We start from the raw sequence: 16,061 nt of genomic DNA, 5'->3' as shown, positions 1-16,061 counted from the left end.
ATAAAACCAATAATTACACCGGATGGGTACCCATGACGCAAAGGGATCTGTTCCGTTAAACCGGCGTTAATCAGTTTCTTTCGATGAGGAATATTCTACAGGTAATTCCGCTTCCTGAGGTTCCGGGCGGAATGTTTTCATCCGGACTAGATGGATCGTGACCGCCAGCGCGATCCCCAGCAAAAGCAGTTGCACCCATCCCTGCGAAACGACAAACCAGATGGAATAACTCATGGTGAGCCACAGCAGGCTGAGTGCGATAACTTTCTGCCGCAATGCGATACCCCGGCCCTCCCGGTAATTGCGGATATATTCGCCAAACCAGCGGTTCGTGATGAGCCAGTGATAAAAGCGGTCTGAACTGCGGGAATAACAGAAGGCGGCCAATAACAGAAAAGGGGTGGTTGGCAGTAAAGGCAGGAAAATACCCAGAATGCCCAGCATGACACTCAGTGTGCCTGTCACAATCAGCAGTGTTCGGATCACACCCTTCATTTATCTACCTCTTTGCGGCACATCTGTGTTTGAGCTAACCAACAACACTTTATAGTTGTATTGTTAAAGTCTAGTCAATATTGACCTGCTTTCCAGCCCCTTGCCTGGCAGTGCTCTGCTGAGAATTGTCGATTTTAATTGAAACCAAGTGTTACATTCAGATACAAAGTGGTGTATTTTGGTGCAAGACTCAAACGTTGTGGTAACCGGATGGAGGCTGTGTCATGGATTTACATTTAACAGAAATCAAGAATGCGCATTTGTTTGCTGAGTATTTGATGTGTTCCGGAATCAAGTTACCTCGTTCACGTAGCGAAGAGTGGGAGTTTTTTGACACCCGAAAAGAATGTGTCACGGCCAGGATCAAGAGAGATGAGAAAGGGAAGGCCCGCTTTTTCATCTGTGCCGCGCTGTTGGGGCGAAAGTGAACGTTTTTTGAACATTTCTAAGCGTTATTGAATAAGCCCTTTTAAAAGGGTTTTTTATTATTAACAGAATATATCCATGATTTTACTACGCAATTAAATTAATGAAACGCCGGTTCATTTTTGTTGTTTTTTTAATTAAATTTGTAGCATCAAAAATAAATGATTTAAATTTCAATTCGTTTAGATTTATTTCATGTAACCGCTTCCAGTTTGAGTCATTAATAAATTAAAAATTATATTTGTGACACATATAGCGATTCGTAAGCCTTTTCTTTCATTCAAATCAGCACGGTGTGTAGAATGAAACAACCAGGTAACAGCTGGTTTTGCTCTGAGAGAGCGGCAGTCCATGGGGGTGTGACTGTTCGGCTCAAGGAGTGTGGCATTCATTTTTGTTCTTTCACTTATTGCTATGGAGTCTCAGAAATCATGGATTTACACTTAACAGAAATCAGAAATGCGCATCTTTTTATGGAATATCTGATGAGCTCAGGCATCAAGTCTCCGCGTTCACGCAGCGAAGATTGGGAGCTGGTAGACAAAGAGCGAGTAATTGCCCGCATCAAAAAAGATCATACTGGTACTGCGAAGTTCTTTATTTGTGCAGCCATGCTGGGACGTAAGTGATTTTAATTCTCTGAGAGTGGAAAGTTTTAATAAAATTCTCCGCTCTCGGTCTTTTTAAAAATATTTAACTGAATCGATTCAAGCTGTTTTATAAATCTTTTTTGCTCTTCTTTTTATTATTTTTCTCGTCATGATCCTGGTAGATTTTATGCCTTAGTCGCTACAGAAATTAATTTGTAGCGCTAAGGCATCGTTTTTTCTGGTTCTGGCGTTGGTTACTCTGCCAGATACGCTTTCAGCAGTGTTTCTGTCGGCAGGGCGGTCATAGCGCCTTTGGCGGTAGTTGCCAGCGCACCGCAGGCATTGGCCTGACGGATGATTTTCAGCAGATTGTCGTTGTTATGCCAGTCATCACAGGCGACTAAACCGGCCAGCAGCCCACCCACAAACGCATCACCGGCACCCGTCGTATCCACCGGATTGACCGGCTTGCCAGTCACCAGCTGTTGTTCGTGGTTGTGAACGACTAACGCGCCTTTTTTCCCCTGGGTGATCACCACCAGCGGCAGATTGTATTGTTCGTTCAGCCAGCCCAGTGCAGTTTGCAGATCGGCTTTTTCGGTCAGGAACAGCAATTCGTCATCAGAGAACTTCACCACATCGGCCAGTGCCACGGCCTGCAGCACAACCGGTTTTAGATCAGCCGGGTTCAACCATACTTCTTCACGCAGATTCGGATCGAAAGAGACATAACCGCCGGCCGCTTTGATGGCTTTCATGGCGGCCAGTGTCGTGGAGCGTGAAGGTTCATTGGCCAGCGCAATGGAGCAGACATGCAGCCATTCCCCCTGTTTGAATGCCGGCACATCCTGCGGTTGCAGGAACTGATCCGCGCTTGGTTTCACCATAAAGGTAAAACTGCGCTCGCCCTGATCATCCAGATCGACAATCACGGTGGATGTACGGTGTTCTTCATCCAGCAGCATGTATTGAGTGTCGACCCTTTCATCTTTCAGGACCTGTTTCATGAAACGGCCCAGCGGATCCTGACCGACACGGCCAAAGAACGCGCTGTCTCCGCCCAGTCGGGAAATCGCGACCGCAACGTTAGCCGGAGCGCCACCCGGGCATTTCAGATAGTTGGTTTCGCCATGAGGGATCAAGTCAACGACCGCATCACCTGTCACCCATACTCTTGCCATCTCAATTCACTCCATCTGTTATTGATACCGGGTTCAGGCTTTCCGGGCACTGAAGGCATCGTAAAAAATCATGTAACACTGTTTTGTTACATGTGTATTCCGGGAAAATTTTAATGCAGGAAATATAAGCCAGAACAGCAGAGAAACAATAACGAATTCACGGAACAACTTTGATTTCTGCAGCAGTCCGCAAATTTTTACCCATGTAATGCGCTTTGCATGTGCCTTGATGTCAGACGTCTTCTGCCTTCAGAACCCGAATGTCTCCAAGGGGTGGAGGGGTGTAAATCATGATGAGCGCATTGCACTTATCACTATGTTGGATTCAAGTGAGGATTGTCAGGTTTTTATCGTGATGCGAGGGCTGCTTTGGGGTAACAAATTTTGAGTGTTACCCTTGTTTTCCTTCGCAAATAGAGTTTTGTTAACCATTTAGTGTGATTTTGATCGTTATTTTTATTGTTCTTCCCCCGTATATTGCCGCCATCTCAATGAGCACTACGTTGTTACATTGCAGTCTGAGTGTTGTTTTACTGGTGAGATGGTAAACGATCCCCATTGATACTCTGTTTTGTGGTCACCCGACGTGACCGGATTATTGTCAGCAAAGGGAAGGAAAGAACATGAAAAAATCCTTACTTGGATTATGTGTTGCCAGTGCGTTTGTCACTCAGGCAAGTCATGCGCTGGAACTGAAAGCATGGGTTATTGATGGTGATTCTGAAAAACCTTTTTTCCAGCAACTGGAAGAAAACTTCAACGCGAAATACAAAGATCAGAACATCACCGTCGATGTTGTGCCGATCCCCGGCTACAACAATGCGATCCAGGCGGCCGCACTTTCCGGTGAATTACCGGACGTGATCATGGTGGATGGTCCGAATATGGCGAACTACGTCTGGACCAACATGCTGCAACCGATGGATACCCTGTTGGATAAAGAGATCGTGGAGGACCTGCTGCCATCGGTGAAAGAGCAGGGCATTTATGGTCCGGATCAAAAGATCTACATGGTCAGCCCTTACGACTCCTCTGTGCTGTTGTGGGGTAACAAGAAATATCTGAAAGAAGCAGGGGTGCGTATTCCTTCCGGTATGAAGGATGCGTGGGATGATAAAGAGTTCACCGACGCGCTGGATAAACTGGCCAAAGTCAAAGGTGTGCAGTGGCCACTCGACATGAAGCTGAACTATGACGGTGAATGGTACACCTATGGTTTTGCTCCTTTCATTCAGTCCCGTGGCGCCGATCTGATTGATCGCCAGAACTGGAAAGCCGAAGGAACAGTGGATTCTCAACCGGCAATCGATGCGCTGGCTGAACTGCAGACCTGGTCGAAAAAGGGCTGGATTGTACCGGCCACTGCCGGGGATAACCGTTTCTATGGTGACAAGACTGCCGCGATGGTGTGGGTTGGCAACTGGATGTGGCGCGCGCACAAAACCGGTCTGGGTGATGATCTGGTGCTGATTCCGGCGCCAAAACTGGCTGGCAAATCCGTGTCTCCTAACGGTGGCTGGGGCTGGGCAGTACCGGCGAAAACCAAAAACACGGCGGAAGTGGCGAAGTTCCTGAACTTTGCCTTATCCACCGAACAGGTCGCCAAATATGCCGACATCACCGGCTATATCCCGGCACGTAAATCGGCTGTCGCACTGTCTGAAATCTACCGTCCGGGTGGTGAAGGCGCGCTGTTTGTCGAACAGGCACAAAGCGCTGCGGTCGTGCGTCCGGTTCACCCGGCCTATCCGGTCATATCCAGCTCATTCGGCAAAGCCGTGCAGCATATTCTGCAAGGTGCGGATGTTAAAACCGAACTGCAGCAGGCCGCCCGCGCTATCGATGAAGACATCGAAGATAACAGCGGTTATCCACCGTTCGACAAGTAAGTCAAAGGCGCGTTTGCTCCGGCAGGCGCGCATCCCTTTCGCTTAATCTGGTTACTGCAGGAGTGATTATGCGCCGGTTGAAAAACCTGATGCCAGAACTGACCATGCTGATGCCCGCCATGCTGTTGCTGACAGTCTTCGTGGTCGTGCCGTTCGTCATGTCAGGATATTTATCCTTTACCAATGAAAAACTGATCGCCCGTCCGATCGCCACCGCATGGGTCGGCTGGCGGAATTATGAACGTCTTTTTACTGACCCAGCTTTCTGGCAGGCAGTGAAAAACACCTTTTATTTTGCGTTGCTGGTCACTCCGTTCCAACTGGCCATTTCACTGGGTTCAGCGTTGCTGCTGAACAGCAAGCTGCCGCTGCGTACCCTGTTCCGCAGTATCGCGTTATTACCATTATTAACACCGATCACCGTTATTGTGGCGATCTGGGCGGTGCTTTACAAAATACCGGACGGATTGTTTAACCATATCTATCAGTCGCTGCTCTCGACTTCGCAGTACATCGACTGGCTGGGTAATGTGGATATGGCGATGCCGGCGATTGTGCTGCTGTCTGCCTGGGCTACCTTTCCATTCCAGATGTTGATCTATCTGGCGGGCCTGCAGGAGATCCCGAAAGATTTGTATGAAGCGGCAGAACTTGACGGGGCGACACCGTTCCAGCGTTTCCTGCATGTGACCTTACCGTGTCTGCGCAATACCAACATTTTCGTCATCATCGTGACCACCATCGGGGCGCTGAAACTGTTTACCCAGGTCAATATTCTGACGCACGGCGGTCCGAACGGCGCAACCAACACCATCATTCATTACATGTATGAAAACGGATTTGTGGCGCAAAAAATCGGTTATGCCTCGGCGGTTTCCGTCGCGTTCTTCTTCACTGTCACTGCGATTGCGCTGTTGCAACGCATCCTGATGAAAAATGAATAGGAGGCCACATGAAATCTGATTCTGTGCAGTTAATGCCTGCGATTGATGCTGTTGCTGAGAGTAAAGGTGTACCGGTGATGCGCTTACTGGCTGGTCTGAAAAATATCCGCGTATGGTGTGCGTTACTGCTCTCGGTGTGTGTGCTGGCGCCGCTGATGATGATGGTGACGATCAGTCTTAATCCCGATGAAGAACAGATCATGATCTCCATGGGCACCATCAAGGCGTTCATTCCGCACGTGCTGTCTCTGGAAAATTACCGCGAGATCTGGGGCGATCCGAACCAGCCGTTTGCCCGCTATCTGTTTAATACGCTGTTTATTGTGTTTACGACGGTGTTTCTGTCGATCATCGTGAACTCCTCGGCCGCTTTTGCATTGGCCTGGGGAGAAGGGCGGTACCGTAAAATCGTAATTGGCGCGGTGGTCGCATTACTGGCGATTCCGGGGGAAAGTCTGGCGCTGCCGCAACTGCTGATGGTGAGCAAGATGGGTATCATCGACAGTTATGAAGTGCAGATCCTGCCGTTTATCGGCAATGCGATGTCGCTGTTCCTGTTCTATCAGTTCTTCACCAAGATCCCAAAAGATCTGATCGATGCCGCCAAAGTGGATGGGGTCAGTCTGTTCAAAACCTATCTCTATATCGGTCTGCCGATCTCCAAGCCGGTGATTGCGACCGTAGCCATTCTGCAGTTCCTGGAGTTCTGGAACAGCTACCTGTGGCCGGTCATGGTCACCCGCGGTCCGGAATACCGTCCGCTGTCGGTGGCGATGTCTGCCTACTTCGGCAGTAATCAGGCCTACTGGGGCAACATCATGGCGTTCGCGGTCTCGATGGCGATCCCGGTCATTATCTTCTTCTTATTTATTCAGCGGCATTTCGTCCAGAGTATTACTGGCAGTGCGGTGAAAGGTTAAGTCTTTATCAGGAGTTGTTATGTCAGCAGAAAAATTTTATCGCCCACTGGTCCATTTTACTCCGCCGTATGGCTGGCTGAATGACCCGAACGGTCTGGTGTATAAAGATGGTGAATACCACCTGTGCTATCAATACCATCCGCATGACAGCGTGTGGGGGCCGATGCACTGGGGGCATGCGGTCAGCCGGGATCTGCTCTCGTGGACACATCTGCCGATTGCACTGGCACCCGATGCGAAAGGCGTCTGTTTCTCCGGTACGGCCCTGGTCGATAAAGGCGATAAATCCGGGTTGTTTGACGGTCAGGACGGTTTGCTGGCTTATTACACCATTACGGCTGATAACGTCCCGTTTAATCAGAGTCAGGGGCTGGCTTACAGCAGCGACAATGGCCGTCACTGGACCAAATACGCGGGGAATCCGGTGATTGCCAATCCGGGGATTGAGGATTTCCGTGACCCTAAAGTGTTCTGGCACGAGCAAACCCAGGCCTGGATCATGCTGGCAACCGCTGGTCAGCAAATCGCGATTTACCGTTCCACGGATGCGAAAAACTGGCAGTTCAGTTCTTTCTTTGGTGAAGATCGTGGCGCACATGATGAGCGGGCGTGGGAATGTCCGGATCTGTTCGAAATCGGCATTGCGGGCAGCAAGGAAACCCGCTGGGTGCTGGTTATCGGTGTGCAGCGCGGTGCTTATGCAAGGGGTTCCGGCACACAGTATTTTGTCGGTCAGTTTGATGGGGAGCGTTTCATCGATGAAAACACGCCCGAGACCGTACTCTGGCTGGACTATGGCCGTGATTTCTACGCCACCCAGACCTGGTCTGATATGCCGGCTGCCGATGGCCGCCGTGTCGAAATCAGCTGGATGAGCAACTGGCTTTACGCCAATCAGGTACCGACCCAAAGCTGGCGTTCTTCAATGACCATGCCGCAGGAGCTGACCCTGAAAGCCACGCCGGACGGGCTGCGGCTGTGTCATGCGTTTATCCGTGAGCTGGAAGGATTGTACCAGAACCCGGTCTCTGCTGCAGATAAAACCCAGACAACCCCGGGCGCGGTATTTGATTTTGACTGGTCGCAGGCCCAGCGTCTGCAGTTCTCACTGGAGCTGAAAGACAACAGTTCGCTGGTGTTGCAACCGTTCAGTGAGCTGCGGTTTACCTTTGCGGTACACAAAGGGCAACTGACGCTGCGCTGTCAGCGTCACGGGCAAATCGGCGTGACGGAGTTTGATGAACATTTCCCGCACGATTTCACGGTGGCACTAGGACACAACCGCTGCATCAACGCCGATTTAGTGCTGGATCGTTCTTCGGCGGAATTACTGCTGGATGGCGGGCGTTATGCCATTACCAACCTCGTGTTCCCCAAAGAGGGACCCGCACAGCAATGCAGCGCCGCATTAGTTTCCGGTGAAGCAATTATCCGTGACCTGCACAGACACGATCTGGCTAAAGTGACCGCGTAAGGACCTCAGAAATGGCTGATTTAAAACTGAATAAAGTGATCAAACGTTTTGGTGAAGTACAAACCATTCATGGCGTCGATCTGGATATCAAGCATGGCGAATTTGTGGTGTTCGTGGGTCCGTCCGGTTGCGGTAAATCCACGCTGCTGCGCATGATCGCCGGACTGGAAACCATTTCGGACGGCGAGGTGGTGATCGATAGCCAGAAGGTCAATGATGTCTCTCCGTCTGATCGTGGTATCGCCATGGTGTTCCAGTCCTACGCGCTTTACCCGCACATGACGGTGCGGGAGAACATGAGCTTCGGGTTGCGGCTGGCGAAGAAAAGCAAAGCCGAAATTGAACAGCGCGTGGGCGAGGCGTCCCGCATTCTGAAACTGGATCATCTGCTGGATCGTCTGCCGAAGCAGCTCTCCGGTGGTCAGCGTCAGCGTGTCGCCATCGGACGCACCATCGTGCGCAACCCGAAGGTCTTTCTGTTTGATGAACCATTGTCGAATCTTGATGCGGAGCTGCGGGTACAGATGCGGGTAGAGATCTCCAAACTGCATGAACAGCTGGGAAACACCATGGTGTATGTGACGCACGATCAGGTCGAAGCGATGACCATGGCGGATAAAATCGTGGTATTGCGCGATGGCCGTGTCGAACAGGTGGGTGCACCGCTGGAGCTGTACCATAATCCGCAAAACCAGTTTGTAGCCGGTTTTATCGGTTCCCCGCGCATGAACTTCCTGAATGCGGAAGTGCTGAAGGCCGAAGCAGATAAAGCATGGCTGAAACTATCCGGCGGCGAAGAGTTTTGCCTGCAGACTGATCGTCCGGTCTCTGCCGGTGATGTGTTGTTACTGGGTATCCGTCCTGAACATTTGCAGGTCGGAACCGGTGGGGATGTCGGCATTTCACTGAAAGTCGATGTGGTTGAAGCGCTGGGTGGAACCACTTTTGCCTATACCCAGTATGCCGGGGAAGATCAGGTTGTGGTCGTGACTGATGGTGGACACATTATTCCACGCGGCAAAACCATGCCGGTCAGCTTCCAGCTGGAGCATGTACATCTGTTTGATACCCAGACAGGTGTAAGTTTATTACAACAGAAAAAATCGCCTCAGGTAGAGAAAATGCTGGCAACAATGTGATCCCGCAGTACGTAATATGCTGATAAAACGAAGAAACAAGTGACGTCGGTTTGGCATATTACGTACTATTCGGAAAAATGGCAGTGGTACAGAATTATGACGACGATAAGAGATGTTGCGGAGCTGGCGGGTGTATCTATCGCGACCATTTCCCGGGTTCTGAATAACAAGGGCAAGGTGTCGGAAGAAACGGCAGAACGGGTCCGGGCAATAGTCAAAGAGCTGGGGTATGTTTACGTGCAACAGCCACTGAAGCGTCGTCAGGTTGTCAGCAAGCCACAGGGTATCTTTGCCATCATCCTGCCTACCTTGTCGAATCCTTATTTCGCCGAACTGCTGGATATCGTCGAGCAGGAAGTGCAATACCTCGGCCGTTCACTGCTGGTATATAACTCCCGCGGCGATGCGCAACGTGAGCTGGGTCTGCTCAATATCTGCAAACAACAAAAGATCGATGGCCTGTTTATTGTCCCGAGTTCGAATAAACCGGAATATATCGCAACACTGAATCAACAGCCTTTTCCCGTAGTTTCTCTGACCCAGTTGCATGCGGAATTGACCAGTGTGGCGGTTGATCACGCCGAAGGCGGTGCCCAGGTGGCTGAGCATCTGGTCAGTATGGGGCACACCCGGATCGGGTATCTGGGGCCAGCGGATGAAGGTGAACAAAAATTTACCGGATTCCGGAATAAACTGGCGGATTTGCGGATCCCATTACCTGCCGAGCGCATTATTGATACCACGGATACCTCAATCCCGGAATTATCTGTCCAGTTGAATGCTTATCTGGATCAGCATGCGGCGCTGCCTTTCTCCGCCATTTTCGTGTTTAACGATTATTCAGCACAACTGGTGATCGAAGTTTTACAGTCACGAGGGCATCGGGTACCGGAAGATGTGCTGGTGGTGGGATTCGATAACACACTGATTGCGCAGGTCATGAATATCAGCAGCGTAGCGCAGCCGATCAGAGAGATTGGCCGTCTGGGTTTTCAGGAAATGATGCGGTTAACCGGACAACATGCGGCAGAAAGAGATACTCATCATTTGATTCTGTCGCCCCGTCTGGTTTTACGCAACAGCTCAGTGAGAGTGGTCAAAAAAGTATTATAATACGATGCCAATATCAGGCTGTTCAGGTGGCAGCCCTCTGTATATAAGGACGTGTACTTTATGAAAGCAAAATTGTTGTTATGGCTGGCCGGCGTTGTTCTGCTGGGTAGTGTTTTACCTGCTCAGGCGAATAGCTGTGGTTCTGATTGTGTGAACCAGTGCGACGGTGGTAGCGGTGGAGAGGAACAGGTGTACCGGGATTGTCTGGACAGCTGTGTTGCGGGTTGTCTGGAAGATGAGCCGGATGTACCGGATGTGCCGCCACCAACGCCTGTTGAGTAATTTCTGAAATAATAACGCCGGCAAAATGCCGGCGTTAAACATAATGACTGTCGTAATTACTCTACGATCATCATCTTGCAGGTGTTGGTGCCACCGATACTTTCAATTTTATCACCATAAGTCATCAGAATCAGATCCCCTGATTTCAGATAGCCGCGTGTTTTCAGTTCGGCAATCGCATCACGGCAGTTCTGGATAACTGGCTGAGTTTCATCCGCATCGAAGTAAACCGGGGTTACACCACGATACAGAGAACACCAGTTCAGTGTCTGCTGGTGACGGGACAGTGCGAAAATAGGCAGACCAGAGCTCAAACGAGACATCAGCAGTGGTGTGGTACCTGATTCGGTCATGGTCACAATGCCTTTCACACCCTGCATGTGGTTAGCCGCATACATGGTGCTCATCGCAATGGTTTCTTCCACGGAATTGAACGTGTAGGTCATGCGGTGATTGGAGACGTTCACGCTAGGATGTTTTTCTGCACCCAGACAAACGTTAGCCATCGCGGTAACGGTTTCAATCGGGAAATCACCTGCTGCGGTTTCCGCTGACAGCATCACTGCGTCAGTACCATCCAGCACCGCGTTCGCGACGTCCATCACTTCGGCACGGGTTGGCATCGGTGCCTTGATCATCGATTCCATCATCTGGGTCGCAGTGATAACAACACGGTTCAGCTTACGGGCAGTACGGATCAGTTTTTTCTGAACACCCATCAGCTCGGAGTCGCCGATTTCAACACCCAGGTCACCACGGGCTACCATCACAACGTCAGAGGCCAGGATGATATCTTCCATGGCTTCGTCGGTAGCAACCGTTTCAGCACGTTCTACTTTAGCCACGATTTTGGCATTGCAGCCGGCTTCACGGGCCAGTTCACGCGCGTAGTTCAGGTCTGCGCCGTTACGCGGGAAAGAGACCGCCAGATAATCCACACCCATCAGGGCTGCGGTTTTGATATCCGCTTTATCTTTTTCGGTCAGCGCCGGGGCAGACAGACCACCACCTTTTTTGTTGATCCCTTTGTTGTTTGACAGCGGGCCGCCCACAGTGACGGTAGTGAAAATCTTGCTGCCTTCAACGCTTTCAACTTTCAGCTGTACGCGACCATCGTCCAGTAACAGAATGTCACCTGGGATTACGTCTTCCGGCAGTTTTTTGTAGTCGATACCAACCTGATCCTGAGTACCTTCACCTTTGCCCAGTTCAGCGTCCAGCAGGAATTTGTCACCGACTTTCAGCATGATCTTGTTGTCTTTGAATGTAGACACACGGATTTTCGGGCCTTGCAGGTCACCCAGAATGGCCACAGATTTGCCCAGACGGGCCGCCAGTGCACGGATCTCTTTCGCGCGGGCGATATGGTCTTCGGCGGTACCGTGAGAAAAGTTCATACGCACCATATTGGCGCCAGCCAGCAGGATCCCTTCCAGCACGCCTTCACGGTCAGTAGCCGGACCTAATGTGGTCACGATCTTGGTTCTTCTTAACATCTTCAGCTCCATGAGTTAGTTATAAATTGATAGATAACAAAAACAGAAATTGATTTGAAAGCGGCCTGCAATAAACGTGCGAGAATGTTATTTGCGGGAACATTACAGACCGACGGAGTCATTTCTATGATCACGCTTGGTGTGATGATGGGGGCTAGGGTAAATGATTTCACTGGTGCAATGACTCAAAGCGGGAATCTTTTATTCCTTCTTTGACCTTCTTCAAATTTTCACGAAATTTCGCTCCGCGACGCAATGTGAAGCCGGTAGCCAGCACATCAATCAGGGCTAACTGGGCAATCCGGGACGCCATCGGCAGATAAACATCTGTATCTTCAGGCACATCCATCGATAACACCAGATTGCACTGTTTGGCCAAAGGAGAATCCTGAGCGGTAATACCGATGACGGTTGCATCATTATGGCGAGCCAATGCCGCAATTTCGACCAGCGCCTTGGTGCGGCCGGTATGGGAAATCAGAACTACAACATCACCATCACTGCTGTTAATACAGCTCATGCGCATCATGACAATGTCATCAAAGCAAACGACCGGAATGTTGAACCGGAAGAATTTATTCAATGCATCATGCGCAACGGAGGATGATGCGCCCAGACCAAAGAAGGAAATCTTCTTCGCTTGTGTCAGCAAGTCGACACAGCGGTTCACGGCTGCGGAATCCAGGCTGTTTTTGGCAACTTCCAGACAGGCGATAGTGGATTCGAATATCTTGGCAGTATATTCATCCGGCGTGTCGTTTTCTTCTACATGCAGGTTCACGTAGGGGGTGCCGTTCGCCAGACTTTGTGCCAGATGCAGTTTGAAATCAGGGAAACCCTTGGTATCAAGCCGGCGACAGAAACGGTTCACTGTCGGCTCGCTGACATCCGCCATCTTTGCCAGGGCCGCAATGCTGGAATGAATCGCGACCTGTGGCGAACTCAGAATCACTTCGGCAACCTTGCGCTCTGATTTACTGAAATGTTCCAGATGCTTCGTGATTTTTTCCAGTGTATTCATGCTTAGTGATCCAGCTCGCAGCGAAGAATGTTGGTTAGTTGTTACTAATGTTAAAGGTAACAGATAAAGTTATCATAGACAGCAAAATGTAGGAAAAAAACTACATTTGTTGATCAAAACACTGATGCTGTGATCTGTCTGGCGTTTTCTCGATCAGACACTAGGTAGACTGTGTGCTATTGAAAGTAGACTACTGAAGCTCTATTTATACTTTGATATCAGGTGATTTCTGGGGAGAAAATGATGGCTGAACAGGTTCTGGTGGGCGATGTTGGGGGTACAAACGCGCGTCTGGCATTATGTAGTTTGCAGGATGGCAGTTTATCGCACATCAAAAACTATTCCGGCGCGGAATATCCGTCTCTTGAAGCGGTTATTCGGGTATATCTGGAAGAAACGGCCTCTAAAGTCGCCAGTGCGTGTATTGCAATTGCCTGTCCGATCACAGGCGACTGGGTGGCAATGACCAACCATACTTGGGCATTCTCTCAAAGCGAAATGCAGCAGAATCTGGGTCTGGAACATCTTTCCATCATCAATGACTTTACTGCTATTTCGATGGCTATTCCTGCACTGAAAGATGAAGATCGAATCCAGTTCGGTGGTGAAGTGCCGCAAGAGGGCAAGCCGATTGCCGTATATGGTGCAGGTACAGGTCTGGGTGTTGCGCATCTGGTGCATACCGGCGACGCGTGGATGAGCCTGCCGGGCGAGGGTGGTCACGTCGATTTCGCACCAAACAGCCCGGAAGAAGTGATGGTGCTGGAAGTGCTGCGTGAAGAATTAGGCCACGTATCGGCAGAACGTCTGTTATCCGGTCCGGGTCTGGTCAACATCTATCGTGGTCTGGTCAAGGCGGATGATCGCGTACCGGAAAATCTGCAACCGAAAGACATTACCGAACGTGCACTGGCCGATGAAGATACAGACTGTCGTCGTGCGCTGAGTCTGTTCTGTGTCCTGATGGGCCGCTTTGGTGGTGATCTGGCGCTGAATCTGGGTACCTTCGGTGGTGTCTATATTGCGGGTGGCATCGTGCCGCGTTTCCTGGAGTTCTTTAAAGCGTCAGGTTTCCGTGTTGCTTTTGAAGATAAAGGCCGTTTCCACTCTTATCTGGAACCTATTCCGGTATTTTTGATCACCCACGAACAACCGGGCCTGCTGGGTTCTGGTGCTTACTTACGTCAGAAACTGGGTTACAAACTCTGAGCCTGGCTTACGTACAAACAAACGCCCCGATCCCGGGGCGTTTTCTTTTCCATCAATCGTAAAAAAGATGTTACGCGCTGGCAGAAGTCACGTCACGGTTCGTCTGATGACAACCGATATAACGCTGGCGTTTGTTCTGTTTCATTTTATGAACATCCACCAGCACCAGACCATCGACACAGTTACCAAAATCCGGATCGATCCCGAAATCCAGGAATTGCACACCGCCCGGTTCGCACAATTCGGAATACTGCTTATATAAAGTCGGGATACCACAGCCGAGATTATCCAGCATGGATTTCAGAATGGTTAAGTCCTGCTGATAGTCTTGACCGGTAAACTGGCTGGCAATATCCAGTGAACCATTGGCATAGGGCTGACGTGAGCGAGCCAGAGGCCAGCGTGGGCTGAAATGCAGTTTGTAGAAGGCCACCAGCAGATCGCGGCCCGGCATGGGCAGACTGGCGGAGATGGAGACAGGACCGAACAGGTAACGGTATTGCGGATGCTGCGCCAGAAATGCGCCGATACCCTGCCACAGATAATCCAGACTGCGCTTGCCCCAGTAGCGCGGTTGAATAAAACTGCGGCCAAGCTCGATACCCTGATCGAGAATATGCGTCATCGCGGTGTCGTAATGAAACAGACTATAGCTATACAGTCCCTCGCGGCCTTTGCGATCCAGCTGTTCGCGGGTCGGCATGAGACGATAAGCGCCTACAATTTCCAGCTCATTGTTGTCCCATAACAACAAATGATAGTAATCATCATCAAACGCATCGAGATCACGGCGCTGGCCAGTGCCTTCGCCGACCGCACGGAAAGCAATTTCGCGTAACCGGCCCAGTTCTTTCAGAATAACAGAGGAGGGGGCCTGATCCCGGCGGTAGAGATAAATCTGTTTGCCGTCCGGCGTTGTGCCCAGCGCTTTACAGCTTTCAACGGCTTTTTTCAGTTTGACTCTGTCTTCGGCCAGGGCAATCGGTGCTTCGGTCGTCAGAATGCCGCTCTTGCCTTTGCCTAGCCGGTAAAGGTGTTTACGGAATAATCTGGCCAGTGCCTTACCGCTGACAGGCAATTTTGACCACTCGTTAAACGGGATGCGGGCACCGATACGCACCTTTATATTCCCCTTGCGCTGATACATCATTTCGCGCACCAGCAGCAACGTTGACAGCGGTTTGCATAATAAAGAGGCACCATAGAACAGCCAGGTGTTATGACCGGAGAGATGAACCGGGACAATGGGCGCCCGGTGCTGGCTGGCTAACCGGAGGAATCCATGATTCCATTTGCCGTCGCGGACACCGTGCAGATGCAGGCGTGAAACCTCACCGGCAGGAAACACAATGAGTGCGCCGTTTTTGCTCAGATGATCATGGATGGCGGAGATTTGCTGACGCGGCGTATTGCCGTTCATGTTATCAACCGGCAGTAATAAACCTTCCAGTGGCTTGATCTGTTTAAGCAGCTGATTGGCGATGATTTTCACGTCACTGCGGACACGGGAAATGATCTGCAGTAATGCCAGGCCATCCAGCGAGCCTATCGGATGATTGGCGACGATGACGACAGGTCCCTGAGCCGGAATATGCTCCAGCTCATCTTCACACACATCACAGGCAAAGGATAAGTAACGCAGCGCCTGCTCAATGAAATCCAGTCCATGCAGATTCGGATAACGCTCTCCGAAACGCTGAAATTCTTTCTCACACAGCAGGTAGCGGAGGAAGGGTTTGTACCAGCGCGGAACTGGTTTGGAAGTGTGGGCCGAAAGTAATTCATCGACAGTAAACATCAGGCAACTCCATGTAATCCGGGCAACCTGATTTTTGACTGGTGTAATGAAGCTTCTGTGGCGGTTGCTTGACGTTTTGATGAC

Annotated in this window: 15 protein-coding genes; 10 read left to right on the top strand and 5 right to left on the bottom strand. The window is 50.5% G+C overall.

The genetic code is table 11. The annotated features are described in order from the left end of the window. Nucleotides 1–66: 66 nt before the first annotated feature. The gene (locus tag HNR75_RS10720; RefSeq protein WP_223157878.1) at nt 67–495 is read right to left on the bottom strand and encodes a YbaN family protein; all 429 of its coding nucleotides are present in this window, start codon (nt 493–495) and stop codon (nt 67–69) included. Between the two features lie 224 nt (nt 496–719). Between HNR75_RS10720 and HNR75_RS10715 the strand changes: the two genes are divergently transcribed. Further along, a complete protein-coding gene (locus HNR75_RS10715; protein ID WP_188026969.1) occupies nt 720–923 on the top strand; it encodes a hypothetical protein in 204 nt (67 codons plus the stop codon). A 429-nt stretch (nt 924–1,352) separates the two neighbouring features. Next, nucleotides 1,353–1,550 carry a hypothetical protein gene (locus HNR75_RS10710; RefSeq protein ID WP_188026968.1) on the top strand — a complete coding sequence of 66 codons (198 nt, stop codon included), beginning with the start codon at nt 1,353–1,355 and terminating at the stop codon, nt 1,548–1,550. Between the two features lie 215 nt (nt 1,551–1,765). Here the strand turns inward: HNR75_RS10710 and HNR75_RS10705 are convergent, their stop codons facing one another. Then, complete coding sequence (locus tag HNR75_RS10705) at nt 1,766–2,692, bottom strand: aminoimidazole riboside kinase (RefSeq protein WP_188026967.1); 927 nt, start codon at nt 2,690–2,692, stop codon at nt 1,766–1,768. Nucleotides 2,693–3,315: 623 nt separating this feature from the next. On the opposite strand from HNR75_RS10705, the gene HNR75_RS10700 reads away from it, so the two are divergent. The 7 genes from HNR75_RS10700 (at nt 3,316) to HNR75_RS10670 (ending at nt 10,453) form a co-directional block, all read left to right on the top strand. Further along, entirely contained in the window at nt 3,316–4,581 is a 1,266-nt protein-coding gene (locus HNR75_RS10700; protein ID WP_188026966.1) for an ABC transporter substrate-binding protein, read from the top strand. 68 nt (nt 4,582–4,649) lie between these two features. Then, complete coding sequence (locus HNR75_RS10695) at nt 4,650–5,525, top strand: carbohydrate ABC transporter permease (RefSeq protein ID WP_188026965.1); 876 nt, start codon at nt 4,650–4,652, stop codon at nt 5,523–5,525. 8 nt (nt 5,526–5,533) lie between these two features. Continuing rightward, nucleotides 5,534–6,445 (top strand): carbohydrate ABC transporter permease, encoded by a 912-nt coding sequence (locus tag HNR75_RS10690; RefSeq protein ID WP_188026964.1) that lies wholly within the window; start codon nt 5,534–5,536, stop codon nt 6,443–6,445. A 19-nt stretch (nt 6,446–6,464) separates the two neighbouring features. Then, on the top strand, nt 6,465–7,919 hold the full coding sequence (locus tag HNR75_RS10685) for a glycoside hydrolase family 32 protein (protein ID WP_188026963.1): 1,455 nt from the start codon (nt 6,465–6,467) through the stop codon (nt 7,917–7,919). A gap of 11 nt (nt 7,920–7,930) precedes the next feature. Continuing rightward, nucleotides 7,931–9,058 (top strand): ABC transporter ATP-binding protein, encoded by a 1,128-nt coding sequence (locus HNR75_RS10680; protein ID WP_188026962.1) that lies wholly within the window; start codon nt 7,931–7,933, stop codon nt 9,056–9,058. Between the two features lie 96 nt (nt 9,059–9,154). Next, nucleotides 9,155–10,171, top strand: coding sequence for a LacI family DNA-binding transcriptional regulator (locus tag HNR75_RS10675; RefSeq protein WP_188026961.1), 1,017 nt, complete (start codon nt 9,155–9,157; stop codon nt 10,169–10,171). A gap of 60 nt (nt 10,172–10,231) precedes the next feature. Further along, nucleotides 10,232–10,453 (top strand): hypothetical protein, encoded by a 222-nt coding sequence (locus HNR75_RS10670; protein WP_188026960.1) that lies wholly within the window; start codon nt 10,232–10,234, stop codon nt 10,451–10,453. A 56-nt stretch (nt 10,454–10,509) separates the two neighbouring features. Here the strand turns inward: HNR75_RS10670 and pyk are convergent, their stop codons facing one another. Both pyk and HNR75_RS10660 read right to left on the bottom strand, forming a co-directional pair. Continuing rightward, the gene (gene pyk, locus HNR75_RS10665) at nt 10,510–11,949 is read right to left on the bottom strand and encodes a pyruvate kinase (protein ID WP_188026959.1); all 1,440 of its coding nucleotides are present in this window, start codon (nt 11,947–11,949) and stop codon (nt 10,510–10,512) included. Between the two features lie 169 nt (nt 11,950–12,118). Next, nucleotides 12,119–12,970: a MurR/RpiR family transcriptional regulator gene (locus HNR75_RS10660; protein ID WP_188026958.1), complete on the bottom strand. Its 852-nt coding sequence runs from the start codon at nt 12,968–12,970 to the stop codon at nt 12,119–12,121. A gap of 243 nt (nt 12,971–13,213) precedes the next feature. On the opposite strand from HNR75_RS10660, the gene glk reads away from it, so the two are divergent. Continuing rightward, entirely contained in the window at nt 13,214–14,179 is a 966-nt protein-coding gene (gene glk / locus HNR75_RS10655) for a glucokinase (protein WP_188026957.1), read from the top strand. Between the two features lie 70 nt (nt 14,180–14,249). On the opposite strand, the gene olsF is transcribed toward glk, so the two are convergent. Further along, the gene (olsF, locus tag HNR75_RS10650; protein ID WP_188026956.1) at nt 14,250–15,977 is read right to left on the bottom strand and encodes a bifunctional ornithine lipid synthase OlsF; all 1,728 of its coding nucleotides are present in this window, start codon (nt 15,975–15,977) and stop codon (nt 14,250–14,252) included. Between the last annotated feature and the right edge of the window lie 84 nt (nt 15,978–16,061).

This window comes from Tolumonas osonensis (assembly GCF_014202415.1).
Classification (GTDB): domain Bacteria; phylum Pseudomonadota; class Gammaproteobacteria; order Enterobacterales; family Aeromonadaceae; genus Tolumonas; species Tolumonas osonensis.
The sequence above is the reverse complement of the archived record's forward strand: the minus strand, read 5'-3'. Positions and strand labels throughout refer to the sequence as shown.

Bases quoted from the DNA above. Each gene is read 5' to 3' on its own strand.
- HNR75_RS10690 (WP_188026964.1), top strand. From the start codon at position 5,534: ATGAAATCTGATTCTGTGCAGTTAATGCCTGCGATTGATGCTGTTGCT.
- HNR75_RS10715 (WP_188026969.1), top strand. From the start codon at position 720: ATGGATTTACATTTAACAGAAATCAAGAATGCGCATTTGTTTGCTGAG.
- pyk (WP_188026959.1), bottom strand. From the start codon at position 11,949: ATGTTAAGAAGAACCAAGATCGTGACCACATTAGGTCCGGCTACTGAC.
- HNR75_RS10700 (WP_188026966.1), top strand. From the start codon at position 3,316: ATGAAAAAATCCTTACTTGGATTATGTGTTGCCAGTGCGTTTGTCACT.
- HNR75_RS10710 (WP_188026968.1), top strand. From the start codon at position 1,353: ATGGATTTACACTTAACAGAAATCAGAAATGCGCATCTTTTTATGGAA.
- HNR75_RS10685 (WP_188026963.1), top strand. From the start codon at position 6,465: ATGTCAGCAGAAAAATTTTATCGCCCACTGGTCCATTTTACTCCGCCG.
- HNR75_RS10670 (WP_188026960.1), top strand. From the start codon at position 10,232: ATGAAAGCAAAATTGTTGTTATGGCTGGCCGGCGTTGTTCTGCTGGGT.
- glk (WP_188026957.1), top strand. From the start codon at position 13,214: ATGGCTGAACAGGTTCTGGTGGGCGATGTTGGGGGTACAAACGCGCGT.
- HNR75_RS10705 (WP_188026967.1), bottom strand. From the start codon at position 2,692: ATGGCAAGAGTATGGGTGACAGGTGATGCGGTCGTTGACTTGATCCCT.
- olsF (WP_188026956.1), bottom strand. From the start codon at position 15,977: ATGTTTACTGTCGATGAATTACTTTCGGCCCACACTTCCAAACCAGTT.
- HNR75_RS10660 (WP_188026958.1), bottom strand. From the start codon at position 12,970: ATGAATACACTGGAAAAAATCACGAAGCATCTGGAACATTTCAGTAAA.
- HNR75_RS10680 (WP_188026962.1), top strand. From the start codon at position 7,931: ATGGCTGATTTAAAACTGAATAAAGTGATCAAACGTTTTGGTGAAGTA.
- HNR75_RS10695 (WP_188026965.1), top strand. From the start codon at position 4,650: ATGCGCCGGTTGAAAAACCTGATGCCAGAACTGACCATGCTGATGCCC.
- HNR75_RS10720 (WP_223157878.1), bottom strand. From the start codon at position 495: ATGAAGGGTGTGATCCGAACACTGCTGATTGTGACAGGCACACTGAGT.
- HNR75_RS10675 (WP_188026961.1), top strand. From the start codon at position 9,155: ATGACGACGATAAGAGATGTTGCGGAGCTGGCGGGTGTATCTATCGCG.